Here is a 22,994-nt window from a genome sequence, read left to right on the forward strand (position 1 = left end):
AGGCTGGAGGCGTGATCGGCAACTCTTCCCCGCGACTGCTCGTACAGACCCGGGAAGTCGAATCGATCGAAGACCTCCTCGCGTACGCCGATCCGCGGGACCCCCTCGTGTGGCTCCGCCGCGGCGACGGCATCGTCGGGATCGGACCTCTTGTGGTCGAGGTCTCCCTCGGTGGCTCCCGCCCGACGTCCGCGGCCGGAGCGGTTCCCGACCCCGCCGACGGGTGGCGGTGGCTGACCGCCGCGGCCGAGGTCGATGATGAGGTTCGTCTCCCCGGCACCGGGCTCGTCGCGTTCGGCGCCTTCGCCTTCGACGCGCGCTCGGAGCGGTCGAGCGTCCTGCGGGTGCCGTCGGTCATCGTCGGCAAGCACGGCGGGCGATCCTGGGTCACCAGCATCCGTCGCGCCGATGATCCGGAGCCGGCTGCGCCGGTGCTGCAGCCTTACGGCCCGTACTGGTCGGCGACGCTTGGCCCCGGTGCCATGGATCCGGCCGGGTACCAGGCGGCCGTCCGGGCGGGACTCGACGCCATCGCCGGAGGCGAGGTCAGCAAGGTCGTGCTCGCGCGGGATCTGGTCGGCACGGTGCCGGTCGGCGCGGATCTGCGCCGACTCGCACGCGCCCTCTCCAGCGGCTACCCGGACACGTGGACGTTCGCCGTGGACGGCCTGATCGGCGCCAGCCCGGAGACGCTCGTGACCGTGTCGGGAGGCACCGTCACCGCGCGCGTGCTCGCCGGGACGGCGTCGCGCGGCGCCGACGCGGATGCCGACACGGCGGCATCCCTCGCCCTGGCGACCAGCGCGAAGGACCAGGACGAGCACCAGTACGCCGTGCAGAGCGTGCTGGCCGTGCTGCGCCCGCACACCAGTGCGCTGGCGGCGAGCGAACAGCCGTTCATGCTGAAACTGCCCAATGTGTGGCACCTGGCGACCGATGTCGAAGGCGACCTGTCCAACGGCGAATCGGCGCTGGACCTCGTCGCCGCGCTGCACCCGACGGCGGCGGTGGCCGGTACGCCGACCGATGCCGCGATCGAGCTGATCCGCCGGCTCGAGCCGTTCGACCGCGGGCGCTACGCCGGCCCGGTCGGATGGGTGGACGCGAACGGCGACGGTGAGTGGGCGATCGCCCTGCGCTGCGCCCAGTTCGGTGCGGAGCCGATTCGGCGGTTCGCCACTTACTCGGACACGACCCCGGTCACCGCGCACGCCGGCGCCGGGATCGTCGCCGGCAGCGACCCCGAGTCGGAGCTGCTGGAGACCCGGGTGAAGTTCCGCCCGATCGTCGACGCCCTGGCCTGAACCGACGGACGGGTGCGCGGTCAGATCGACCGCTGGTAGGCGCGGATCGAACGCAGCGCCCAGACGAACGCCAGCGCGGCGAGCACCGTGAGCCCTCCGGCCTGCCACCATCCCGCCGCGGGATACACACCCGTGAGGCCCCCGCGTCCGAGCTCGACCGCCCACGTCATCGGGTTCCAGCGGGACACGTCCTGCACCCACTGCGGCATGAGTTCCGCGGGCATCATCGTCGTGGACAGGAAGGTCGCGGGCAGCACGATGAGCTGCGAGAGGCTGATCAGCGCGATCTGGCTGCGCGAGATGAGCGCCACCGCGGTCGACGCGCAGCAGAAGATCGTGGCCAGCAGCGTCGCGATGCCGAGGGCCACCAGCATCCCTCCGACGCCGCCCGGATAGCGCGCCCCGCCGAGCCAGCCGATCCCGAGCACGACGAGCGACTGCGCGATGTTGATGATGAGCTGCTGCCCGAGTTGGCCGGTGATGATGGCCGAGCGTCGCACGGGCGAGGTGAGGTACTGGTCCATCACCCCGGAATTGATGTCATCGATGTACCCCGTACCCGCCCACGCGCCGGAATACAGCACGGTCATCATCAGGATGCCGGGCACGAGGTAGTCGATGTACCCCGCGCCGCCGAACTGCGGCAGGGCGCCGAGCGAGGAGAACACCTGCCCGAACAGCAGGATCCAGATGATGGGCTGGATGAGCGACATCACCGGCCCCCACGCCTGGCGGAGGGACGAGATCATCCACCGGCGCAGCACCTGTGCGGTCTGCGTGAACCAGTCGGCGCGAGCCGGCGCCGACTGAACGGATAGCGTCAAGGAGGTCATGCTGCGACTCCCGTCGAAGCGGGCGACGCCGTCGGGGCGTCGCCGAAGGTGTGGCCGACGAAGTGCAGATACACGTCGTCGAGGGTGGGATGGGATGCCGCGACCTGCCCGAAGCGGATGCCCGCGGCATCCAGCGCGGCGATGACCGCACCCACGGCCGCGGAGGCGTCGTCGGTGCGGGCGGCCAGCGTGCCGTCGACCCCGGACACCTCGACGATCACGTCGCGGAGCCCGGCGACGCGGGCGACGGCAGCGCGGACGTGCGACTCCTCGGGCTCAATGAGACTCACGCGCACGGAATCGCCATGCAGCGCGGCCTTGAGTTCCTCCGGGGTGCCCTGCACGACCGCGCGGCCGCGATTGACGAGCAGCAGTTCGTCGGCCAGGCGGTCGGCCTCCTCCATGTAGTGCGTCGTGAGGACGACCGTCAGCGCCTCCTCCCCCGACAGCCGGCGGATCTCGCTCCACATCGCCGCCCGCGCCTCGGGGTCCAGGCCCGTGGTCGGTTCGTCGAGGAACAGCACCCGAGGTCGGTGCACGAGGGCCGCCGCGACGTCCAGGCGCCGCCGCATCCCTCCGGAGAAGGTGCTGACCGGGCGACGGGATGCCTCGGCCAGGCCGAAGTCCGCCAGCAGGCGCTTCGCTCGGCTCCGGGCCTCGGAGGCGTTCGCGCCGCGGAGTCGGGCGGCGATCTCTAGGTTCTCGGTCGCGGTGAGCACGGGATCGGTGCTGGACCCCTGCGAGACGTAGCCGATGGCCGCGCGGACGGCGTCCGGCTCGCGCCGCACGTCGTGCCCGGCGACACGGGCACCCCCACTCGTCGGCGTGGACAGCGTCGTGAGGATCTTCGTCGTGGTGGACTTGCCGGCGCCGTTCGGGCCGAGCAGTCCGAACACGCGACCCTCCGGGACGATGAAGCCGAGCCCGTCGAGGGCACGGACCTCGGGCCGTCGCCGACCGCCGCGGTAGACCTTGATGAGGTCGCGGGCGACGATGGCGCCGGATTCTTCGGTGCGGTTGGGCATGACGAACGTCCCTTCTCTTGCGGTGGTGGTGAAGCGGCCGGGAGGCCTAGTGAAGGACTAGCGTTTGGGCGCGAACATCATCCGGGCCAGGAGCAGGAGCATCGCGGCGAAGCCGACGACGAACGCGAGCGGCGCCCACCACCAGCCGACGGTGAAGACGAGCACGACGATCACCGCGAAGGTGAGGGTCCAGATCACGGCGGTGTACATGCCGAAACGCGCCGCGGTCTCGGGCTCCTCCTCGAAGCGGTTGGGCGGGGTGTCGGCCTGCACGTGGCGGGTCCAGGCCTTGTGCCGATTGGTCTGGGATGCCGCGAGGAACGCGAACAGGATGATCGAGGCGATCACACCGAGAGCGGCGAACACGATCGCCCACATCGGGAGCGCGCCGAGCGCGACGAGACCCCCGAAGCCGAGGCCGTACATCGCGAGGAACGAGGCCAGTGCGTAGATCGAAGCCCGGTTCTGCGGCATCGGGTGGTTGGTCGTCGTCTCCTGGGAGAGCGAGTCGCCGACGATGAGGCCGACGCCGGTCGAGGCGACGCCGAGGAGCGCGATGATGGGTCCGATCGGCAGGGGCAGCACGCCGGTGGCGCCGAGGGTGGCCAGCGTCAGCCCGACCACGAACGCGATCGACCAGACGACGACCCGCACCACGAACCCGGTCTTGGGGCGCACGCGGTGGCGGAGGAACAGCGCCTGGGCGGACTCCGGTGCGCGCGCCGTGCCGCCAGTGGCGGCATCCGCATCCCCCAGCAGTTCGCGGACGTCACCCAGTTCGGCGATCGCCTGCTCCGCGGCATCCGTCGACGAACGACCGGATGCTTCGAGCTCGGCGACGCGGGCGACGAGGTTGGCGCGGACCTCCTCTTTCAGGTCCTGCGCGTCGGGCGTCATCTCGACGCCGCGGAAGGCCTCGTCCAGGAGGCGGTGGATGTCAGTGTTCATTGGCCTGTTCCTTCACTGCGGAGTCGTTCACGTCGAGGAGCGAATCGATGATGCGCCGGGTCGCGACCCAGGCCGCGACCTTGGCGCGGTAGACGGCGCGCCCCGCATCGGTGATCCGGTAGTACTTGCGTCGCCCGCCCTGCGTCTCGTCGCCCCAGTAGGACTCGACGAGCCCGTCCTTCTCGAGCCGGCGATAGGTCGCGTACAACGTCGCCTCTTTGATCTCGTGGTCTCCCCCGGTGGCCTCCCGGATGGACTTGTAGATCTCGAAGCCGTAGCGCTCGCCACGACGCAGCACACCGAGCACGATCGTGTCGGTATGTCCGCGCAGCAGATCCGCCGCGAACGCATCGTCCTGTGTCATGACAAGTACTGTATCAGATCAAGTACTGGATGATGCAAGAGTTTCTTCTGCAGCCGGAGCGTAGAATTCGGCCATGTCGTTCGATGTCGCGGCATCCGCGTACGACCGGTTCATGGGCCGCTACTCGGGGCCGTTGGGGATCGCGTTCGCGGACTGGGTCGGCCTGGCCTCTGCGACACGGGTGCTCGATGTCGGCTGCGGGCCCGGAGCGCTCACGACCGTGCTGGTGGAGCGACTCGGCCCATCGGCAGTCAGCGCGGTCGATCCGTCCGAACCGTTCGTCGCGGCCGCGCGATCACGGATGCCGGGGGTCGACGTGAGACTGGCCTCCGCCGAGGACCTCCCGTACGGCGATGACGTGTTCGATGCATCCCTCGCCGCGCTCGTCGTCCACTTCATGCGTGATCCGCCGCGAGGCGTGTCGGAGATGGTCCGCGTCACCCGCCCAGGGGGGACGGTCGCCGCCTGCGTCTGGGACTTCGTCGGCGGACGTGCACCGCAGACGCTGTTCTTCACAGCGCTCGCTGAGGTGCTCCCCGGTCTCGACGACGAAACACGCCGCTCGGGTGCCGCGCGCGGACAGCTCGTCGATCTTCTGACCGCAGCGGGGTGCCGCCGAGTCGAAGAGACCGCAGTCACCGTGGCGGTCGACTACCCCGGCTTCGACGAGTGGTGGGAGCCGTACACGCTCGGCGTCGCCCCTGCCGGAAGGCAGCTTGCGGCCCTCGATCCCGCGCAACGGGAAGTCGTGCGCGAGCGCTGCCGGACCCTGATGCCGGACGCACCGTTCACGATCTCTGCCACCGCCTGGGCCGCCCGCGGGATCGTCTGACGGAACGCCCACCCGTCGCAGACGTCAGGTGGCGGCGAGGCGCTTCTTCTCGGTCTCGACGTCGAAGGTCGCGGCCGGCCATTGCGGGTCGATGCCCTCGAGGGTCTCCAGCAGCAGGGTCTGCACGGCGAGGCGCGCGTACCACTTGCGGTTGGCCGGCACCACGTACCAGGGCGCGTGCTCGGTCGAGGTGCGCTCGAACACGGTCTGGTACGCGTCCATGTAGTGCGGCCACATCTCACGCTCGTCCACGTCGCCGGGGTTGTACTTCCAGTGCTTGTCGGGGCGGTCGAGCCGCTCCATCAGCCGCGTGCGCTGCTCGTCGTACGAGATGTGCAGCATGACCTTCACAACGCGGGTGCCGGCATCCGTCAGCTCCTTCTCGAAGGCGTTGATCGCGTCGTACCGGCGTTCGATCTCGTCCGCCGGCGCCAGCGAACGCACCTTGCCGATGAGCACGTCCTCGTAGTGCGAGCGGTCGAAGACGCCGATCATCCCGGGCGTCGGCACGCGCTTGCGGATGCGCCACAGGAAGTCGTGCGCGAGCTCCTGGCTCGTCGGCTTCTTGAAGGCCGTCAGCATGACGCCCTGCGGGTCGACCGCGCCGACCACGTGGCGCACGATCCCGCCCTTGCCCGCCGAGTCCATCGCCTGCAGCACCAGCAGCACCGAGGCGTGAGTGGCGTCAGCCCGCGACTGCGCGAACAGGCGCTCCTGGTACTCGTCCAACTGCTCGAGTCCGGTCGCGAGGTCGGCCTGGCCTTGAACCTTGCCGCCGGGATGGCCCGGAGCAGACTCGGGATCCACGCCCGAGAGGACGAAGCCCTCCCCCACGCGCAGGATGTCGAGGGCATCGGCGCCCCAATAGTGCTGGCTCTTGGCGGTCATGCCCCCATCATGGCGGAACGCTTCACGTCACGCCCGGATTCGCCGGGGTCAGCGCGAGAGGGGCACTTCGATGAGCTGACGCCCGCCGACCGGAGAGGTCAGCGCCTGGTCGAGGGCGACCCGGGTCGTCACGCGCTGGTACTCCCACCCGTACGCGAGGGCGAGGTGCTCCAAGCGTGTCGTGTGCGGCGTGTACTGCACGCGGTTCATCGCGTCCTCGGCCGCGACGCGGGCGACCTCGAGGTCATCGAAGATCGTGCCGCCGCCGTCGTTGCCGACGATGACCTGGATGCGCGGCTCGGCCTCGCCGGGCGCATGCAGCAGCGCCCCGACGTCGTGCAGCAGTGTGACGTCGCCGAGCAGCACCCGCGTCACTCCGGGGCCGCCGTCGGCCTGGCTGGCGAGCGCGATGCCGAGCGCGGTCGAGACGGTGCCGTCGATGCCGGCGAGGCCGCGGTTGGCGTGCACCGGCACCTTCTTGCCGTTCACCACGGCGTCCGCGACGCGCACCAGGCGGGACGAGCCGAACATCAGCCGGTCGTGCGGCCAGGTGGCGCGCCACACGGCGTCCACGAGGCCTTCACGGTCCAGAACCGCCCGGATCGTCGCGAGCTCCGCCGCGATCGCTCCGAGCCGCTCGCTGGGCACCGCGGAGGCGAGGCCGTCCGCGTCCGGCGCCGGAGGCGTGAGATCCACGGATGCCGCGCGTGAGGCCCGCACCCAGGCGCCGAGCCAGTCCCGGTCGGTGTCGCCGCTCGCGACGGCGACCGTGTCCAGCGGGATGGTCGCGCCGTTGAGGTTGAGCGGCTCGCCCGGCCCGCGCAGCGCGAGCACCTCGACCTCGGGATCCGACAACAGGTGCGCGACCTCGCGGCTCAGGGTCGGGTGCCCGAGCACGACGGCGCGTTCGATCCGGCCGCCGAGCTCGGGGTCGCGCAGAAGTTCACGGTAGGCGTGCACGAGGTGGCGACCGAACCGGGCGCCGCTGACGACCTCGGCGATGAGCGGCCAGCCGCCGGCGTGGGCCAGGGCCTCGGCATCCGGTCCTGCGTCCGCACCGGCCACGACCACCGTGCGGGGGCCGCGTACCAGCACGAACGGCTGGTCGTCGGGCTCGAGCGGCAGGTCCGCCTCGCCGATGCCGCCGCCGCCTTGGTACAGGGCACCGGATGCCTCGTCCTCGCTCTCGAGGTCGGGCTCCGGCGCTGCATCGAGGTCGGGGGCGTCCGTCGTCGCGAGCTCCACCTCGGGAACCCCGAGCCACGTCGGCAGCTCACCGGCGAGCGGCTCCCGGTAGGGCATGTTGAGGTGAACTGGCCCGGCGGAGCGCATCCCGGCGCCGAGGGCGGCTGCGACCGCCTCCGCGGCGACCGCCCGCAGCATCGTGCTCTGCTCGCCGTCCCCGACGGGATCAGTGTCCTCGGGCACGGGCAGGTCTGCCTCGAACCGGAGGCTGGGCGCGAACATGCCGGGCTGTCGCGTGGTCTGGTTCGCGCCGACACCGCGCAGCTCCGGCGGGCGGTCGGCGGTGAGCAGCAGCAGCGGAACGCCGGCGTGGTGCGCCTCGAGCGCGGAGGGCAGCAGGTTCGCCGCGGCGGTGCCGGACGTGCACACCACGGCCGCCGGCATCCCGGACTCCCGCCCAATGCCGAGCGCGGTGAACCCGGCGACGCGTTCGTCGATCCGCACGTGCAGGCGGATCGATCCGCGCCGTTCGAATTCGGCCGCCACCAGTGCCAGCGCCTGCGAGCGCGAACCCGGGCTGACCACGACGTGCCGCACGCCCTGCTCGATGAGTCCGCACAGCAGCGCCGCCGCAGCATCCGTCGCCGGCGATGCCAGACGTCTCGGATCGGCGGCGGATGCTCCGCCGGTCAAGTCATGCGCCACGGCTCAGCCGACGGCGCCGCGCTGACCGCGGCCGTCGTCGTCGCCGTCGAGGCCGCGCGCCGGGGGCTCCGGCGCCGTCGTACCCGCCGGGCTCGCGGTTCCGCTCGGCGGGGTCGTCGTGCTCGTGGGGCCTGCGGTTCCGGTCGGCGGTGCGACGTCGGTCACCGGCGGCACGCCGGGGGTGCCCCAGCGGGGGTCGTCGTCCTCGGCATCGAGCTGCGCCAGCTCCTCTTCGAGGCGGCGGATCCGTTCGTCCTGGTCGGTGACCGCACCGAGGCTGCCGAGGAACTCGGGGTCGTCGTCGGGGGCGCGGCGTGCGGCGATGGTCGAGTTGCGGATGCGACCGACCGCGAGCCACAGCAGACCGCCCAGAACCGGGATCAGGACCACGATGAGGATCCATACCGGCTTGCTCACCCCACGGTGGCGCGTCGGCGGCTGCACAGCACAATCGACGATGGTGTAGACCCAGAAAGCGGTCGCCACCAGAGCCAGGATCAGCAGTACGCGGGGCACACCCCCATCCTAGGCGTCGCGCCGCACTCCGGCCGGGCCGTCACCGAACTGTGAGCGAGCGCCCAGGCCCGGCGAGCCCGCATCGCACGGCGACTTAGGATGGATACGTGAAGCTTTCCCCCGTGCTCGTCTACACGGTGCTGCGCCTGCTCGCCTTCCTGGTCCCGTTCGGCGTCATGATGCTGTTCCCGATCTTCCGCGAGTTCTACTGGCTCGCCGCGATCTTCGCCGCCCTCATCGGACTCAGCATCTCGCTGCTGTTCCTGCGCCGCCCCCTGAGCGATGTCTCCCGACAGGTGGAGAAGCGCCGCGCCGCCAACGTCCGTACGGATCGCGACGAGGATGTCGAGGATGCCGCTGCAGATGCGGCATCCCGCCCCGAGCCCACCGGCACCGACGAGCGCTGAACGGCCCGCGAGCCCAACTCCGCGCGACCCGGCCGCGAGGCGTAGCCCGCAGGCTCAGCCCGCGAACGCCCAGAACAGGAACGCGCCGTACGCGACCGACGTGAGCGAGGTCAGCGCGAGTGCGACGAGCAGCTCCTTGGGCAGTCGGTACGTCCAGACGATCAGGATCGCCGGCAGCGCCGCGATCAGTGCGAGCAGCGTGAGCCATGCGATCGGGTAGAACACCGCGAGGAACACGGCGATCGCGAAGGCCAGCAGCACGACGACCGTGAACAGCCACTGCGTGGCCCGGCGTCCTATCCGGACGCTCAACGTGCGCTTGCCCGCCTCGCGATCCTGGTCGATGTCGCGGAGGTTGTTGGTCAGCAGCACCGCGACGGCGAGCAGGCCGGCACCGACCGCCCCGAACCATGCCTCCTGCGGCAGCGACTGCACCTGCACCCAGGTGGTGCCGAGCGTGGCGACCAGCCCGAAGAACACGAACACGAACAGCTCGCCGAATCCGGCGTAGCCGTACGGGCGCTTGCCGCCGGTGTAGAACCAGGCCGCGATGATGCATACCGCGCCGACCGCGAGGAACCACCACTGCTGCGTGCGGATCGTGAGCGCGAGGCCGGTGACCGCAGCGATGCCGAAGAACACGAGGGCGACCATCAGCACGGAGCGCGGTGACGCCTTGCCAGAGGCCGTCAGGCGGGCCGGGCCGACCCGGAAGTCGTCGGTGCCGCGGATGCCGTCGCTGTAGTCGTTCGCGTAGTTCACGCCGATCTGCAGGCTGACCGCGACGAGCAGGCACAGCAGCGCGAGCACCCAGTGCAGCAGTCCGTCCACGAGCATGGCCGCGCCGGTGCCGATCAGGATCGGCGTCACCGCGAGCGGGAGCGTGCGCAGTCGTGCCGCGCCGACCCAGTCGCCGAACGTCGCCTTCTCGATGCGCCGCGGGTTGCCGGACTGGTGCGCCTTCTGGGGATTTCCCCGCGACGGCTGCTTGTTCGGACCCTGACGCTTGCGCTTCTTGCTGGAGGTACCTGCCACGAGGTGTCATCCTACGGCTCGCAGCCCGGAGCACCCCTGTCCGCCGGGGCGCGCCGGGGGCACAATGGCCGCATGTTGAGCATCGGATCCGTCGTCTTGACCGTCGAGGACATCACCCGGGCCGGCGACTTCTGGCGTGCCGCACTCGGATACGTGAACCGCCGCGAGCCGTCCGAGGACTGGGTGATCCTCGACCCGCCCTACAAGGAGCACTGGGATGCCCCGGGCGCGAGCATCGCGCTGTCGATCACGGGCTATCCGCAGCACTACCCGCCGCGCATCCACTTGGACCTGTACGCGGACGACCAGACCGCCGAGGTGGCTCGGCTCCTCGAGCTGGGCGCCCGCAAGGTCGACTGGGACGGCTACCCGGACGACGCGGACTGGGTCGTCCTGGAGGACACCGAGGGCAACCGGTTCTGCGTGGTCGACGTCGGCGAGCGGCCCGCCGCCTGAGTCAGTGCAGCGCGGTGACGACCCGGCGGATCCCCTCGCGGTCGGGCTTGCCCGACGGCAGTGTCGCCAGCTCGTCCACGAGCACCAGCCGCACCGGGCGCGCGTGCGGCCCGATCTCGTCGGCCACCGCCGCGCGTGCCTCCTCGAGCTGGGTCGATTCGCTGCGCCGCAGCGCCTCTCCCCTGCCGGCGACGACGACGGATGCCTCGCCCCAGCGCTCGTCGGGAACCCCGATCACCACTGCGTTCTCCAGACCGGGCACGGCGCGCACGACGCGTTCCACGCGGTCGAGCGAGATGTTGATCCCCCCGGACACGATGACGTTGTCGATGCGGCCGCGCACGCGCAGGATGCCGTCTTCGAGCAGTCCCGCGTCTCCGGTGCGGTACCAGCGCGTGCCCTCCGCATCGCGTGGGAACACGGCATCCGTCAGCTGTGCGTCGTCGAGATAGCCGTCGGCGAGCATCGGACCGGAGATGCGAACCTCGCCCTCGACGATCCGCACCGACGCGCCGTCCAGCGGGACGCCGTCGTACACGCAGCCGCCGCTGGTCTCGGTCGACCCGTAGGTGCGCGCGATGCGCACGCCGGCAGCCTCCGCGCGCTCGAGAGTCGCGGCCGGCAGCGCCTGGCCGCCGATCAGGATCCGCTCGAACGACTGCAGTGCGCGCAGCACGCTGTGGTCGTCGGTCGCGGCGTCCAGGAGCCGGGAGAGCTGCGCGGGCACGAGCGAGGTGTACGTCGGGACGCGGCTGCCTCCCTCGGTGGAGATCATCATCAGCGCGGTCGCGGCGAACGCCTGGGGCGTGAACACGCCCCGGAGGAGCGCGGGCTCGCGATCGGACACGAGCGAGCGCACGAGCACCTGAAGTCCGGCGACGTAGCTCGCCGGGAGCGCGAGCAGCCACGTCCCCTCCCCGATGCGCGCGGCCGTCGCCATCGCGCTGGCGATGAGCGCGTTGCGGCTGAGGACGACGCTCTTGGGCACCCCGGTCGAGCCGGAGGTCGTCACCACGACCGCGGTGCCGGCATCCACCTGCATCGGCGAGGCGTGGACCATGCCCAGACCCAGCGCCGGCCCGGCGCCGTGCAGCGCGTCACGCAGCGCCCGCGCGATGACGCGCGGATCGTCGCCGTCGACCGGTTCGAGTCTCACCGGATGTCGCTTAGAACTGCCATGGGTAGGGCGCCCAGTCTGGTTCGCGCTTCTCGAGGAACGCATCGCGCCCCTCGACGGCTTCGTCCGTGCCGTATGCGAGACGCGTGGCCTCACCGGCGAAGACCTGCTGACCGACCAGTCCGTCATCGACCGCGTTGAAGGCGAACTTGAGCATGCGGATCGCCGTCGGCGACTTCGTCAGGATGGTGCGCGCCATCTCGATCGCTTCGCTCTCCAGCTCGGCGTGCGGCACGACACGGTTGATCGCGCCCATCTCGTACGCGCGCTGCGCCGAGTACTCCTCGGCCAGGAAGAAGACCTCGCGGGCGAACTTCTGTCCGATCTGCCGAGCGAAGTACGCCGAGCCGTAGCCGGCGTCGAAGGATCCGACATCCGCATCCGTCTGTTTGAAACGCCCGTGCTCGCGCGATGCGATCGACAGGTCGCAGACCACGTGCAGCGAGTGCCCGCCGCCCGCGGCCCAGCCCGGGATCACGGCGATGACGACCTTCGGCATGAAGCGGATGAGGCGCTGCACCTCGAGGATGTGCAGGCGGCCGCCGCGCCCTTGATCGGCGACGGAGGTCTCGTCCTCGGAGTACTTGTACCCGTCGCGGCCGCGGATGCGCTGGTCGCCGCCGGAGCAGAACGCCCAGCCGCCGTCCTTGGCGCTCGGACCGTTGCCGGTCAGCAGCACGACGCCGATCTTCGGGTCCTGGCGCGCGATCTCCAACGCACGGTACAGCTCGTCCACCGTGTGCGGGCGGAACGCGTTGCGGATCTCGGGCCGGTCGAACGCGATCCGGGCGATCCGCCCGTCGAGCGAGACGTGCGCGGTGATGTCGGTGTAGGCATCGGCGCCGGGCGCCAGGGTCCACACCGCAGGATCGAAGAGCTCAGAGACCATGGACTTCAGCCTAGAGCCGCGGCATCCCGTCAGAGAGTCCCGTTCTTCGCGTCGCGCCAGTCGAGCCACTGCTGCACCCGGGCGAAGTCCCAGTCCGGACCCTGGAAGCCGAGGGTGAACAGACGTGTGCCGGCGTCGAACAGGTCATCGGCGACGGATTCGTCGCGGCGCTGCAGCTCGTTCGAGATGATCAGCTGCGAGGTGTCGTGCCCGTCGCGCTCGCCCCACGCGTCGATGACGCCGACCTTGTGCGCGATCTCTTCGGGGTGGACGAAGCTGTGCCAGATGTCGGCGTGCTTGGCCACGATCCGCAGGGTCTTCTGCTCGCCCTTGCCGCCGATCATCACCGGGATCTCGCGCGTGGGCGGCGGCACCAGCTTCGCCCAGCGGGCCTCGATCCGGTCCATGCCTTCGGCGAGGTCCTTCAGTCGTGTGCCGGGCGTGCCGAACTCGTAGCCGTACTCGTCGTAGTCCCGCTCGAACCAGCCCGCTCCGGTGCCGAGGATGAACCGACCGGTGCCGCCCTTCGCACTGATGTGGTCGATCGTGCGGGCCATGTCGGCCTGCAGATCGGCGTTGCGGTAGCTGTTGCAGTTGACCAGGGCGCCGAACTCCACGCGCTCGGTCTGCTCGGCCCAGGCCGCCAACATGGTCCAGGACTCGAAGTGGAGACCGTCGGGGTCGCCCGTCAGCGGGAAGAAGTGGTCCCAGTTGAAGAGGATGTCCACGCCCATGTCTTCGAGGCGTCGCACGGCGTCGCGGAACGCGCCGTACGGGGAGTGCTGGGGCTGGAGCTGGACGCCGAGGCGCACGGGAGTGTCGAGAAGCATCCCGTCAGCATAAGACGAGGGATGCCGGGACCCGGCGCCGCGCCGCGTCGTTTCGTCTGCTCGTCCGGCTCAGTGGCGCCGAGAACAGGACGATCGGCGGACGCAGGACGTGTGAACGCACACTCGTCCTGCATCCGCCGAACCCCTGCACTCAGCGAGACGTCCCGCTCAGCGGACCCGGGAACGCACCGTCTTGGTGATGCCGTCGATGATGTCCGCCAGCGCACAGCCGACGATCACGACCGCCACGATCGCCGTGACGATGCCCACCACCTCGGCGGTGACCATGTCGAACGCGGCGAGGAACGCGGGGTTGAGGAGGCGGTCGGTGAGCAGGAGTACGAGCGCGGGAACGGCGACCGCCACCGCGATCAGGGCGTTGAGGACGGCGAACGTCCACGTCCAGCGTCCGCGCACGTAGATCGCGATCGCCAACGCCGCCTCGGCCGCCATCAGCACGAAGAGTCCGGCGATCCACCATGGCCAGAGGTCGGGGTTCAAGACCGGGATCGGTGCCCAGCTCGACGGATCCAGCACCCGGCTCGAGTTCTCGCCGATCCACGCGAGGCCGATGAAGCGGTCCCAGATGATCGCGCCCGCCGCCAGCCCGAGGAACACCAGCGTCGCGATCAGGTCGGCGCGGCCCAGGCCCTTGGCCCGCGGTTCGGGGAGACGGTCGAGGCTCCACGTGACGTTCAGCGCATCCTTGGCCGCGCCCCGCCGCTCGGGAGCGGCGTCCGCGGTCCGCTCGAGGATCGCGAAGATGAGCGTCACCCAGAACGCGACGTGGAGGGCGACGGTGAGCAAGCCTCCGATCGCGGCCGCGACGATCTCGCCGATGTCGCCGCCCGACAGTACCTCGCCGAGCGTGATGCCGACGGCGGCGATGGGCACGACGATCCACAGCAGCACCTTGAGCAGCCGCAGCCACTCGAAGTAGTACCGCGGTCCGATGAGGAAGGCCGGGCGATCCGAGTAGTCGGCGGCGAGCCGGTCGGGGTCGCCCAGGTCGGTCAGCACCACGCGCTCCGCGGCATCCCTCGACTCGCCCTCATCGACACGTGCGTCGATCGCATCGGCGATGGATGCCTCGAGCTCGGCCCGCAGGTCGTCGCGGCTCTTCTCGGGCACACTGCGGGTAGCGGCGTAGATGTAGCGTTCGGTCAGGTTCGTCATGTCAGTTCTCCTCGGTGAGGGAGTCGATCGCCGTGGCGATCGACCGGAATTCTGCGGCCATGGCCGACGCGAGCGCGTCGCCCGCGGGACTGGTGCGATAGAACTTGCGAGGCCGCGCCTCGTCGGTGTTCCACTCGCTCGTGAGCTGCCCTTGCTTCTCGAGTCGGCGCAGCAGCGGGTACAGCGTGTTGGCGTCCGTCTGGAAGCCGCGCCCGTTGAGCTCCTCGAGGAGCCCATAGCCGTAGCCGGGCTGCCGGAGCAGCCGCAAGCATGCCAGCACGACCGTGCCCCGCCGCAGTTCCTGCAGGTGGGTGTCGAGCGTTTCGTTCTCGGTCATGTTCACACAATACTGTGCGACACACACTATCGTCAATCACACATTGCAGCGCGAAGACTCGTTGCGTACGAAACCGTAGCTATTCCACCCCCGATCGGGCAGGCTGAGGCAAAGCAGAGGAGCCGCCGTGACCGCCACACCGTCGTTCTGGATTCGTGTGAAGTGGGCGATCTTCGGCAAGCCGGTGACGCACGAAGAGCACCGAGCGGCCACTGCCTCCGATCGCGCCCGGACGGGAGCCGTCGACCAGCGCGTCACCGCGCAACAGGCGATGCGCAATCCCGGCGCATGGCTCTGAGACGGCCATGATGGACGCATGATCCGCCCTCTCCCCCCGCTCCAGGAGATCCTGGACACCGCCCGCGTCGTCGCATTGCCGATGGCGACCCGATTCCGAGGCGTCGACGTGCGCGAAGCCGTCGTGTTCGAAGGCCCGGAGGGATGGACCGAGTTCTCCCCGTTCGGGGAGTACCCCGACCCGGAGGCCGCGACCTGGCTCGCCGCCGCGCTCGACTTCGGCTGGACTCGCTCCCCCGCGCCGCTCCGCACCCAGATCCCGGTCAATGCGACCGTGCCGGCGGTGGATGCGGCATCCGTCGCCACCGTCCTCGCGCGCTTCGACGGCTGCCGCACCGCAAAGGTGAAGGTCGCCGAGCCCGGCCAGCGGCTGGCCGACGACATCGCCCGCGTCCGTGCCGTGCGCGAGGTCCTCGGCGTCGAGGGTCGCGTGCGCATCGACGCGAACGGCGGCTGGAACGTCGACGAGGCCGAACATGCGATCCACGCGCTGGCCGAGTTCGACCTCGAATACGCCGAGCAGCCGTGCGCGACCGTCGAGGAGCTCGCTGAGCTGCGGCGCCGCGTGAAGTACATGGGCATCCCGATCGCCGCCGACGAGAGCGTCCGCAAGGCCGAGGATCCGCTGGCCGTCGCCCGCGCAGGCGCCGCGGACATCATCGTCGTCAAGGCCCAGCCGCTCGGCGGCGTGCGTCGTGCGCTGGAGATCATCGCCGAGGCCGGGCTGCCGGCCGTCGTCTCCAGCGCCCTGGACACCTCGATCGGTCTGTCGATGGGTGCTGCCCTCGCCGCGGCCATGCCGACCCTGGACTTCGACTGCGGGCTGGGCACGGCATCCCTGTTCACGGCCGACGTCACCGCGACTCCGCTGACGCCGCTCGACGGTCGCATCCTCGTGGGGCGTGTGATTCCGGATGCCGCATCCCTGGCCGCGTGGGAAGCACCGGCCGACCGCCGCGCATGGTGGCTGGCACGCCTCGAGCGGTGCCACGCGGAGCTGGAGCGGCGCGCGAACGCGTAGACCGACGTGCGGGCCGCGTTTTAGGCTGGAGGTCAACGGACAGGAGACCGACGTGGCCGAGATGACCGTGACCAATGGGACGGTGCCCGAGGTGATGGCCGAGCTGGCCGCACTCGAGGATCCGCGCATCCGCGACGTGAACGTCCGGCACGGCGACGACCACGGCGTGAACCTCACCAAGCTGCGCGCGGTGGCCAAGCCGCTCAAGATCCAGCAGGATCTCGCTCTCGACCTGTGGGCGACCGGCGACACGGCGGCCCGACTGGTCGCACTGCTGATCTGCCGCCCCAAGGCGTTCGACCGCGACCAGCTCGACACGATGATGCGCGAGGCCCGCACCCCCAAGGTGCAGGACTGGCTCGTGAACTACGTCGTCAAGAAGAGCCCGCACGCCGAGGAGCTTCGCGTCGCCTGGTTCGACGACGCCGATCCCGCCGTGGCGAGCGCGGGGTGGGAGTTGACGACCGAGCGCGTCGACAAGAACCCCGACGGCCTCGACCTTCCCGGGCTGCTCGACATCATCGAAGCCCAGATGAAGACCGCTCCCGACCGCCTGCAGTGGTCGATGAACACGTGCCTGGCGCACATCGGCATCGCCCATCCCGAGTACCGTGCGCGCGCCCTGGACATCGGCGAGCGCCTCGAGGTACTCAAGGACTACCCCACGCCACCGAACTGCACGTCGCCGTTCGCGCCCAGCTGGATCACCGAGATGGTGCGGCGGCAGACCCGCGCCTAGCGGCTACGCGGCGGGCGGCTCGATGATGAGCTCGGCCACGCGGGCGAGCTCCGCGCTGGTGTGCCGGCACATCGCCTCGTAGTCCAGCCCCGCCATGGCGGCGTGTACGGAGGCGCCCTCCCACACGGTGAGCATCAGCCGTGCCGCCTCGTCGGCGGTCACGCGGAACCGCAGCCCGTTCGCCTGACCGATGTCGCGCACGATCTGGGCGACGCTGCGCTGCATCTCCTCCTCCTGACGGAGGTACGCCGTCGCGAGCTGCGGATTGCGCAGCGAGTGGATGCGGATCTCGCTCATCAGCAGGACTCCGAGCCGGTCGTCGGCGGTGACGTCCAGCACCTGGTCGATGATCGCGAACGCATTGATCGAGGCGGCGTCGAAGCCGCCCTCCTGCTCGAGCGCAGCGACCCGACTCTTCACGACCTCGACGCGCGCGCGGGCGACTCGTCCGGCGAGCTCGAGGAAGAGCTCGTCCTTGGAGTCGAAGTTCGAGTAGAACGCGCCGCGAGTGAAGCCCGCGCGTTCGCAGATCGCCTCGACGGATGCCGCATCCAGACCGACCTCGGCGAACACCTGAGCGGCCGCATCCAGCAGTTTCTGGCGCGTGTTCTCGCGCCGGCGCGGCGCGGCGGGCGTCGTGACCGTGTTCTCTGTCATCGACTCTCCTTCCGGACCGAGGCTGAGTTCATCGAAACACACATGAAGTCTCCAGGTTGGCGCATGGTCCAGGTTTTACGATACATCTATGTATCGGATACAGCGTTGTATCGAAACTGTCTGACATCCGATCCGGAGGCGTTGTGTCCACTCTGCTCTACTCGCTCGGCCGGTGGTCGTACCGGCATCCGTGGCGAGTTCTCGTGTCGTGGCTCCTCCTGCTCGCCATGGCCGGTGGTGGGTTCGCCCTCTTCGGCAAGGCGACCGACAACTCCTTCTCGATCCCGGGTACGGAGGCCCAAGCCGGCCTCGAGCAGCTGAGCCGGTCGTTCCCGCAGGCCAGCGGCACCAGCGCACAGTTCATCGTCGTCGGGCCGGATGGCAGTGTCGTGGACAGCGAGCCGTTCACCACCGACATCGAGAACACGATCACCCAGCTCGAAGATCTGGACGGGATCCTCGCGGTGACCGATCCGTTCGACGAGATGGTCACGGGGCTGGTCTCGGATGACGGAACCGCCGCGCTGGTCCGCCTGCAGTTCGACGGTCAGGCGACGGATGTCTCGGACGAGACCAAGGACGAGCTGCGCGACATCGCCGCCCAGCTGCAGGACGAGCTGCCGGAGGGCTCGCAGGTCTCGCTCGGCGGCGATCTGTTCGCACTGTCGATCCCCGGAGTCACCCTCACCGAGGCAGTCGGCCTGCTGATCGCCCTGTTCGTGCTGATCATCACGTTCCGCTCGATCGCGGTGGCAGGGCTCCCCCTGGCCTCCGCCGTCATCGGGGTCGGGCTCGCGCTCTCGCTCATCATGCTCTCGACCGCGTTCGTGTCGATCTCGTCCACGACCCCGCTGCTGGCCTTGATGCTCGGGCTCGCGGTCGGCATCGACTACGCGCTGTTCATCATGGCGCGACATCAGGACCAGGTGCGGGCAGGGGTCGAGCCGGAGGAGTCGGCCGCGCGCGCGACCGGCACGGCCGGCTCCGCGGTCGTGTTCGCCGGCGTGACCGTGCTCATCGCGCTCATCGGCCTCGGTCTCGCGAACATCCCGTTCCTCACCACCATGGGCATCGCGGCGGCCGTCTCGGTCGCGATCGCCGTGCTCGTCGCGATCACGCTGACCCCCGCGTTCCTCGGCTTCGTTAAGGGCCGCATGCTCGGCTGGCCGACCCGCGACGCGCGTCGCGCCGCACGCGCTGCCCGACGTGCCCACAAGAGCGGGGCTGCCGCACGACGCGCCGCGTCGAGCACGGAATCGGACGGCGAGGCGGATGCCGCGCCCGCAGGTGTGCTCATGACCCCGCCCGCCGCGAGCGAGGTGCCTGCAGCCCCGACCAAGGTCAAGCGCGGGTTCGCGACGCGCTGGGTAGGCCTCGTGACGAAGCATCCGATCGTCACGACCGTCGCCGTCGTCCTCACGCTCGGGATCATGGCGATCCCCGCGGCCAGCCTGGCGCTGGCCCTGCCGAACGCCGGCATGCTCCCGAAGGACAACGAAGCCCGCCAGTCGTACGACCTGGTCGCCGAGCACTTCGGCCCCGGCTTCAACGGCCCGCTCGTCATGACCGGCACGATCGTCACCTCGACCGACCCGCTCGGCCTGATGCAGGATCTCGGCGACGAGATCGCCGAGATGCCCGGTGTCCAGACGGTTGCACTGTCCACGCCGAACGAGACGGCCGACACCGGCATCGTGCAGATCATCCCGACCACGGCGCCGGATGACCCGGCCACCGCCGACCTCGTGCGCGAGCTCCGCGCGCAGCACGACCACTTCCTGGAGAAGTACGGCGTCGATCTGAAGGTCACCGGCTTCACGGCCGTCGCGATCGACATCTCCGACCGCCTCGGCGCCGCTCTCGTGCCCTTCGGCATCTTCGTCGTCGGCCTTTCGCTCGTGCTCCTCATGATCGTGTTCCGCTCGATCTGGGTGCCGATCAAGGCCGCAGTCGGCTATCTGCTCTCGGTGCTCGCCGCGTTCGGTGTGGTCAGTGCCGTGTTCGAGTGGGGGTGGCTCGCCGACGCACTGCACGTCACGCGCACCGGTCCGATCATCAGCTTCATGCCGATCGTGCTGATGGGCGTGCTGTTCGGGCTCGCGATGGACTATGAGGTGTTCCTCGTCTCTCGCATGCGGGAGGACTTCGTCCACAAACGTCGCGCGATGGGTGGCCGCACCGACCGCGCCATGGCCGTCGGCGCTGTGCGCTCCGGTTTCACCGCCTCCGCGCGGGTCGTGACCGCCGCCGCCGTCATCATGTTCGCCGTGTTCGCCGCCTTCGTCCCCGAAGGCGACGCCTCACTCAAACCGATCGCCCTGGGTCTCGCCGTCGGCATCGCGATCGATGCGTTCCTGGTGCGGATGACCCTGGTTCCCGCCGTGATGGCGCTGCTGGGCGACAAGGCCTGGTGGATGCCGAAGTGGCTCGACCGCGTCCTCCCCCACTTCGACATCGAGGGCGAAGCCGTCGAACGCGAACTCGAGCTGGCGGACTGGCCCGAGCCCGACACCACGGCCGCGGTCGTGGCCGAGGACCTCTCGCTCGTGTCCGACGACGTCGCACTCTACGACGGTGTCGCACTGCGCCTCGAACCGGGCGACTCGCTCGTGGTCACCGCGACCGAAGCCGTCGCCGCACGTTCCCTGCTGTTGACCGTCGCGGGGCGCATCGACCCCTCGGACGGCCGGCTCCGCGTCGCCGGCCACCTGCTGCCCGGCCGCGCGGCCTGGGTGCGCGCTCACGTCGGCGTCGCACTGCTGTCCGGTGCGAGCGACCCGATCACCGAGCTGCGTCGGGCGGTCCGCGGCCGCACGCGCATCGTCGTCATCGACGGCGTCGACGCGATCGCCTCCGGGGCGGCGCTGGATCAGGCCGCCGCGGTGCTCCGCGACGCGTCGGCCGCGGCATCCGTCACCGTCCTCGTCTCGGCCACCGACCCGGCCGTCGCACGCGCGCTGCTGGCCGCCGCCGGGCGCACCGACGCCACAGTTCTGGATCTCGCCACACCGCGCGCATCCACCCGACTCCTCTCCACCCCTGAGGTGACCGCATGACTCTCCACATCGAACGCGCCCGCTCCCGTCGCCCCGTCACCTGGCTGACGATCATCGGAGTCGTGCTGCTGCCCGTCGTGATCGGCGGCATCCTCGTCGCCGCGCTGTACAACCCGACCGATCGGCTCGACTCGCTGAACGCGGCGATCGTGAACGAGGATCAGCCCGTCACGATCAACGACCAGCTCGTGCCCTTGGGCCGTCAGCTCACCGCGGGCCTGGTCGAAGGCCAGGGCGAGGGTGAGAGCAACCTCACCTGGACGATCTCCAACACGGAGGATGCCGCGGCCGGTCTGGCCGATGGCACGTACAACGCCGTCATCACGATCCCGGAGAACTTCTCGGCAGCGGCGACCTCCACGGCGCCGGGCGGAACCCCGGAGAAGGCCACGATCGAGGTCACCACCCCGCCGGACAGCCTCATCGTCGATGACGCGATCACCGCGCAGGTCGCGCAGACCGCGGCCTCCGTCCTCGGCGAGCAGCTGTCGACCGTGTACCTCGAGAACGTCTTCCTCGGCTTCACGACCCTCGGCGACCAGCTCGGCACCGCCGCGGACGGCGCGCAGCAGCTCGCCGACGGTGCGCAGCAGAGCTCCGACGGTGCGGTGAGTCTGGCCGACGGCATCCGTCAGCTCGGGACCGGGGCCGGGGCCCTCTCCAGCGGCCTGACCGAGTGGGCCGCGGGGGCGAACTCCGCCGCCTCGGGTCTGAACACCTGGGCCGCCGGGGCACAGGGACTCGGCGGCAGCACCAGTCAGATCGCCGGTGGCATCGCGCAGATCGGCGGCGGCCTCGCCCAGACTCCGCAGATTCCGCAGAACGTGATCGACGCGGCCAACGGCATCGCGGCCAACAGCGAGCAGCTCAAGTCCGACGCGGCCGCGGCGGCCGCGAGCCTGCGGCAGCTCGCCGTCGACTGCGTCGCGCAGGGCTCGCCCGCAGACATCTGCACCGGCATCAGCGCGGCCGCGGATCGCGCGGAAGCGGCACTGCCGACGGTCAACAACATCCTCGACCAGTCCGGCACGATCGCGGCAGGAGTCGAGGGTCTCAGCCAGCTCCCCGCGGTCGGCCAGACGCTCGTCTCGATGTCGGGCAATCTCACCCAGATCGCCGGCGGCATGAACGGCCTGGCCGCGGGTGCGACTGCCGCCGCCGCGGGCACCCAGCAGCTCGCGGCCGGCGCCGGCCAGCTCGCGGCCGGCGGAAGCGCGCTGGCCTCCGGCGCGACCACCGCCGCCGACGGCGCCACGCAGCTGGCCGACGGCACCGCGAAGCTCGCGGACGGCACGAGCACGCTCGCCGACGGCCTGAAGACGGCATCCGAATCCGTCCCGTCGTACACCGACCAGGAGGCGAACAGCCTCGCCGAGGTCGTTGCGAACCCGGTCGAGACCGACGGTCTCGGCTCGAACATCTTCGGCGCCTCGGCGATCCCGCTGCTGGCGATGCTGGCACTGTGGTTCGGCGGACTCGCGACGTTCGTGGCGCTGCAGGCGGTGTCTCGTCGGGCTCTCACCTCGCGTGCACCGTCGGCGCTGCTCGCGCTGCGCGGCTTCGCCCCGGCGGCCGCACTCGGCGCGGTCCAGGGTCTGCTCGTGGCGCTCGTGGTGCAGTGGGCCGCCGCATACGACTGGGGCACCTGGTCGGTCTTCGCCTCCCTGGCGGTCATCGCCGGCATCGCGTTCGCCGCCGTCAACCAAGCGCTCGTCGCCGCCCTCGGTGGTGCCGGACGCTGGGTGGCAGCCCTCGTGGGCGTGCTCGCGGTGGCGACCGGCGTCGTCTCGACCGTGCCCGGCTTCCTCGCCGGCGTCGCGTCCCTGATGCCGACCTCACCCGCCTACACCGGCATGGTCGCCGCGCTCACCTCCGCGGGCGGAGTCGGTGCCGCGATCGTCGGCATGATCGTGTGGACGGTCCTCGCCTTCGCGGTCACGACGATCGCCGTGGCCCGGCGCCGCACGACGACCGCGCGGGCGCTCCTGACGGCGGCTCCGGCCTGACCCGCGCAACCGGCCGTTCGCCGGTGCTCCCCTGTCGCAATCGGCGCGCACCGACCGCGATGTGCGACAGGGGAAGCGGCGTCACTCGGCGGCGCACCGCCGGTGGCCTGCCCGGACACGAAGGACAACGGTGGCGGCGGACGCTCCAGTCATAGCCGTCTCTCTGGAGGCACGGCCCCCACTGCAGACTCCATCGAGGACGAACCCGACCCTGTGGGCCCCCACCCTGAGAATCGGGTGACCGTGAGCCTCACGACGTTCGTCGTGCCGCCTGCACGTTCGACAACCGTGACCCGGCAGATCTTGACCGA

General features: G+C 70.4%; 23 protein-coding genes. 9 read left to right on the forward strand and 14 right to left on the reverse strand.

Annotated features, from left to right (window positions below):
* Positions 1-11 precede the first annotated feature (11 nt).
* Positions 12-1,304, forward strand: a complete 1,293-nt coding sequence (locus ASD65_RS07870) for an isochorismate synthase (RefSeq protein WP_156378809.1) — start codon at positions 12-14, stop codon at positions 1,302-1,304.
* Positions 1,305-1,324: 20 nt separating this feature from the next.
* Here the strand turns inward: ASD65_RS07870 and ASD65_RS07875 are convergent, their stop codons facing one another.
* The 4 genes from ASD65_RS07875 to ASD65_RS07890 are packed head-to-tail and all read right to left on the reverse strand — an operon-like array spanning position 1,325 to position 4,474.
* Positions 1,325-2,137, reverse strand: coding sequence for an ABC transporter permease (locus ASD65_RS07875; RefSeq protein ID WP_056220813.1), 813 nt, complete (start codon positions 2,135-2,137; stop codon positions 1,325-1,327).
* Positions 2,134-3,162, reverse strand: a complete 1,029-nt coding sequence (locus ASD65_RS07880) for an ATP-binding cassette domain-containing protein (protein ID WP_056220816.1) — start codon at positions 3,160-3,162, stop codon at positions 2,134-2,136. Before ASD65_RS07880 ends, ASD65_RS07875 begins: the two co-directional genes overlap by 4 nt.
* Positions 3,163-3,219: 57 nt before the next feature.
* Entirely contained in the window at positions 3,220-4,110 is an 891-nt protein-coding gene (locus ASD65_RS07885) for a permease prefix domain 1-containing protein (RefSeq protein WP_056220818.1), read from the reverse strand.
* On the reverse strand, positions 4,100-4,474 hold the full coding sequence (locus tag ASD65_RS07890; protein ID WP_056220821.1) for a PadR family transcriptional regulator: 375 nt from the start codon (positions 4,472-4,474) through the stop codon (positions 4,100-4,102). Before ASD65_RS07890 ends, ASD65_RS07885 begins: the two co-directional genes overlap by 11 nt.
* A gap of 73 nt (positions 4,475-4,547) precedes the next feature.
* On the opposite strand from ASD65_RS07890, the gene ASD65_RS07895 reads away from it, so the two are divergent.
* The gene (locus ASD65_RS07895; RefSeq protein WP_056220824.1) at positions 4,548-5,306 is read left to right on the forward strand and encodes a class I SAM-dependent methyltransferase; all 759 of its coding nucleotides are present in this window, start codon (positions 4,548-4,550) and stop codon (positions 5,304-5,306) included.
* Positions 5,307-5,330: 24 nt separating this feature from the next.
* On the opposite strand, the gene ASD65_RS07900 is transcribed toward ASD65_RS07895, so the two are convergent.
* The 3 genes from ASD65_RS07900 to ASD65_RS07910 are packed head-to-tail and all read right to left on the reverse strand — an operon-like array spanning position 5,331 to position 8,600.
* Positions 5,331-6,194 carry a polyphosphate kinase 2 family protein gene (locus ASD65_RS07900; protein WP_056220827.1) on the reverse strand — a complete coding sequence of 288 codons (864 nt, stop codon included), beginning with the start codon at positions 6,192-6,194 and terminating at the stop codon, positions 5,331-5,333.
* Between the two features lie 48 nt (positions 6,195-6,242).
* Positions 6,243-8,084: a 2-succinyl-5-enolpyruvyl-6-hydroxy-3-cyclohexene-1-carboxylic-acid synthase gene (menD, locus tag ASD65_RS07905; RefSeq protein ID WP_235566629.1), complete on the reverse strand. Its 1,842-nt coding sequence runs from the start codon at positions 8,082-8,084 to the stop codon at positions 6,243-6,245.
* A 3-nt stretch (positions 8,085-8,087) separates the two neighbouring features.
* Positions 8,088-8,600 (reverse strand): PLD nuclease N-terminal domain-containing protein, encoded by a 513-nt coding sequence (locus tag ASD65_RS07910; RefSeq protein WP_056220831.1) that lies wholly within the window; start codon positions 8,598-8,600, stop codon positions 8,088-8,090.
* 107 nt (positions 8,601-8,707) lie between these two features.
* On the opposite strand from ASD65_RS07910, the gene ASD65_RS07915 reads away from it, so the two are divergent.
* On the forward strand, positions 8,708-9,007 hold the full coding sequence (locus ASD65_RS07915; RefSeq protein ID WP_056220834.1) for a DUF4229 domain-containing protein: 300 nt from the start codon (positions 8,708-8,710) through the stop codon (positions 9,005-9,007).
* A 54-nt stretch (positions 9,008-9,061) separates the two neighbouring features.
* On the opposite strand, the gene ASD65_RS07920 is transcribed toward ASD65_RS07915, so the two are convergent.
* Entirely contained in the window at positions 9,062-10,042 is a 981-nt protein-coding gene (locus ASD65_RS07920) for a 1,4-dihydroxy-2-naphthoate polyprenyltransferase (protein WP_056220837.1), read from the reverse strand.
* A 72-nt stretch (positions 10,043-10,114) separates the two neighbouring features.
* Between ASD65_RS07920 and ASD65_RS07925 the strand changes: the two genes are divergently transcribed.
* On the forward strand, positions 10,115-10,498 hold the full coding sequence (locus ASD65_RS07925) for a VOC family protein (RefSeq protein WP_056220840.1): 384 nt from the start codon (positions 10,115-10,117) through the stop codon (positions 10,496-10,498).
* A 1-nt stretch (position 10,499) separates the two neighbouring features.
* Here ASD65_RS07925 and ASD65_RS07930 read toward each other — a convergent pair whose 3' ends face one another.
* The 5 genes from ASD65_RS07930 to ASD65_RS07950 all read right to left on the reverse strand — a co-directional run bounded on the left by ASD65_RS07930 (position 10,500) and on the right by ASD65_RS07950 (position 14,907).
* Positions 10,500-11,654, reverse strand: coding sequence for an AMP-binding protein (locus ASD65_RS07930; protein ID WP_056220843.1), 1,155 nt, complete (start codon positions 11,652-11,654; stop codon positions 10,500-10,502).
* A 10-nt stretch (positions 11,655-11,664) separates the two neighbouring features.
* On the reverse strand, positions 11,665-12,564 hold the full coding sequence (locus tag ASD65_RS07935; protein ID WP_056220846.1) for a 1,4-dihydroxy-2-naphthoyl-CoA synthase: 900 nt from the start codon (positions 12,562-12,564) through the stop codon (positions 11,665-11,667).
* A gap of 29 nt (positions 12,565-12,593) precedes the next feature.
* The gene (locus tag ASD65_RS07940) at positions 12,594-13,394 is read right to left on the reverse strand and encodes an LLM class F420-dependent oxidoreductase (protein WP_056220850.1); all 801 of its coding nucleotides are present in this window, start codon (positions 13,392-13,394) and stop codon (positions 12,594-12,596) included.
* A 168-nt stretch (positions 13,395-13,562) separates the two neighbouring features.
* Entirely contained in the window at positions 13,563-14,570 is a 1,008-nt protein-coding gene (locus tag ASD65_RS07945) for a permease prefix domain 1-containing protein (RefSeq protein WP_056220852.1), read from the reverse strand.
* A 1-nt stretch (position 14,571) separates the two neighbouring features.
* Positions 14,572-14,907, reverse strand: coding sequence for a PadR family transcriptional regulator (locus tag ASD65_RS07950; RefSeq protein ID WP_056220856.1), 336 nt, complete (start codon positions 14,905-14,907; stop codon positions 14,572-14,574).
* 127 nt (positions 14,908-15,034) lie between these two features.
* Here ASD65_RS07950 and ASD65_RS18975 point away from each other — a divergent pair, with 127 nt between their 5' ends.
* The 3 genes from ASD65_RS18975 (at position 15,035) to ASD65_RS07960 (ending at position 16,964) form a co-directional block, all read left to right on the forward strand.
* On the forward strand, positions 15,035-15,205 hold the full coding sequence (locus ASD65_RS18975; protein ID WP_156378810.1) for a hypothetical protein: 171 nt from the start codon (positions 15,035-15,037) through the stop codon (positions 15,203-15,205).
* An 18-nt stretch (positions 15,206-15,223) separates the two neighbouring features.
* Positions 15,224-16,225, forward strand: a complete 1,002-nt coding sequence (locus ASD65_RS07955) for an o-succinylbenzoate synthase (RefSeq protein WP_056220859.1) — start codon at positions 15,224-15,226, stop codon at positions 16,223-16,225.
* Positions 16,226-16,286: 61 nt separating this feature from the next.
* Positions 16,287-16,964, forward strand: a complete 678-nt coding sequence (locus ASD65_RS07960) for a DNA alkylation repair protein (protein ID WP_056224612.1) — start codon at positions 16,287-16,289, stop codon at positions 16,962-16,964.
* 3 nt (positions 16,965-16,967) lie between these two features.
* Here the strand turns inward: ASD65_RS07960 and ASD65_RS07965 are convergent, their stop codons facing one another.
* Entirely contained in the window at positions 16,968-17,621 is a 654-nt protein-coding gene (locus ASD65_RS07965) for a TetR/AcrR family transcriptional regulator (RefSeq protein WP_056220861.1), read from the reverse strand.
* Positions 17,622-17,764: 143 nt separating this feature from the next.
* On the opposite strand from ASD65_RS07965, the gene ASD65_RS07970 reads away from it, so the two are divergent.
* Both ASD65_RS07970 and ASD65_RS07975 read left to right on the forward strand, forming a co-directional pair.
* Positions 17,765-20,677: an MMPL family transporter gene (locus ASD65_RS07970; protein ID WP_056220864.1), complete on the forward strand. Its 2,913-nt coding sequence runs from the start codon at positions 17,765-17,767 to the stop codon at positions 20,675-20,677.
* Positions 20,674-22,683 carry a YhgE/Pip family protein gene (locus tag ASD65_RS07975; RefSeq protein ID WP_056220867.1) on the forward strand — a complete coding sequence of 670 codons (2,010 nt, stop codon included), beginning with the start codon at positions 20,674-20,676 and terminating at the stop codon, positions 22,681-22,683. The genes ASD65_RS07970 and ASD65_RS07975 overlap by 4 nt, the downstream gene beginning before the upstream one ends.
* Positions 22,684-22,994 lie beyond the last annotated feature (311 nt).

It is taken from the genome of Microbacterium sp. Root61 (assembly GCF_001427525.1).
In the GTDB taxonomy this organism is placed as follows: domain Bacteria; phylum Actinomycetota; class Actinomycetes; order Actinomycetales; family Microbacteriaceae; genus Microbacterium.

Excerpts from the sequence above, each read along its gene's own strand:
- ASD65_RS07965 (WP_056220861.1), bottom strand. The coding sequence starts at position 17,621 with ATGACAGAGAACACGGTCACGACGCCCGCCGCGCCGCGCCGGCGCGAG.
- ASD65_RS07895 (WP_056220824.1), top strand. The coding sequence starts at position 4,548 with ATGTCGTTCGATGTCGCGGCATCCGCGTACGACCGGTTCATGGGCCGC.
- ASD65_RS07875 (WP_056220813.1), bottom strand. The coding sequence starts at position 2,137 with ATGACCTCCTTGACGCTATCCGTTCAGTCGGCGCCGGCTCGCGCCGAC.
- ASD65_RS07900 (WP_056220827.1), bottom strand. The coding sequence starts at position 6,194 with ATGACCGCCAAGAGCCAGCACTATTGGGGCGCCGATGCCCTCGACATC.
- ASD65_RS07975 (WP_056220867.1), top strand. The coding sequence starts at position 20,674 with ATGACTCTCCACATCGAACGCGCCCGCTCCCGTCGCCCCGTCACCTGG.
- ASD65_RS07885 (WP_056220818.1), bottom strand. The coding sequence starts at position 4,110 with ATGAACACTGACATCCACCGCCTCCTGGACGAGGCCTTCCGCGGCGTC.
- ASD65_RS07940 (WP_056220850.1), bottom strand. The coding sequence starts at position 13,394 with ATGCTTCTCGACACTCCCGTGCGCCTCGGCGTCCAGCTCCAGCCCCAG.
- ASD65_RS07880 (WP_056220816.1), bottom strand. The coding sequence starts at position 3,162 with ATGCCCAACCGCACCGAAGAATCCGGCGCCATCGTCGCCCGCGACCTC.
- ASD65_RS07935 (WP_056220846.1), bottom strand. The coding sequence starts at position 12,564 with ATGGTCTCTGAGCTCTTCGATCCTGCGGTGTGGACCCTGGCGCCCGGC.
- ASD65_RS07925 (WP_056220840.1), top strand. The coding sequence starts at position 10,115 with ATGTTGAGCATCGGATCCGTCGTCTTGACCGTCGAGGACATCACCCGG.
- ASD65_RS07890 (WP_056220821.1), bottom strand. The coding sequence starts at position 4,474 with ATGACACAGGACGATGCGTTCGCGGCGGATCTGCTGCGCGGACATACC.
- ASD65_RS07945 (WP_056220852.1), bottom strand. The coding sequence starts at position 14,570 with ATGACGAACCTGACCGAACGCTACATCTACGCCGCTACCCGCAGTGTG.
- ASD65_RS07960 (WP_056224612.1), top strand. The coding sequence starts at position 16,287 with ATGACCGTGACCAATGGGACGGTGCCCGAGGTGATGGCCGAGCTGGCC.
- ASD65_RS07955 (WP_056220859.1), top strand. The coding sequence starts at position 15,224 with ATGATCCGCCCTCTCCCCCCGCTCCAGGAGATCCTGGACACCGCCCGC.
- ASD65_RS07950 (WP_056220856.1), bottom strand. The coding sequence starts at position 14,907 with ATGACCGAGAACGAAACGCTCGACACCCACCTGCAGGAACTGCGGCGG.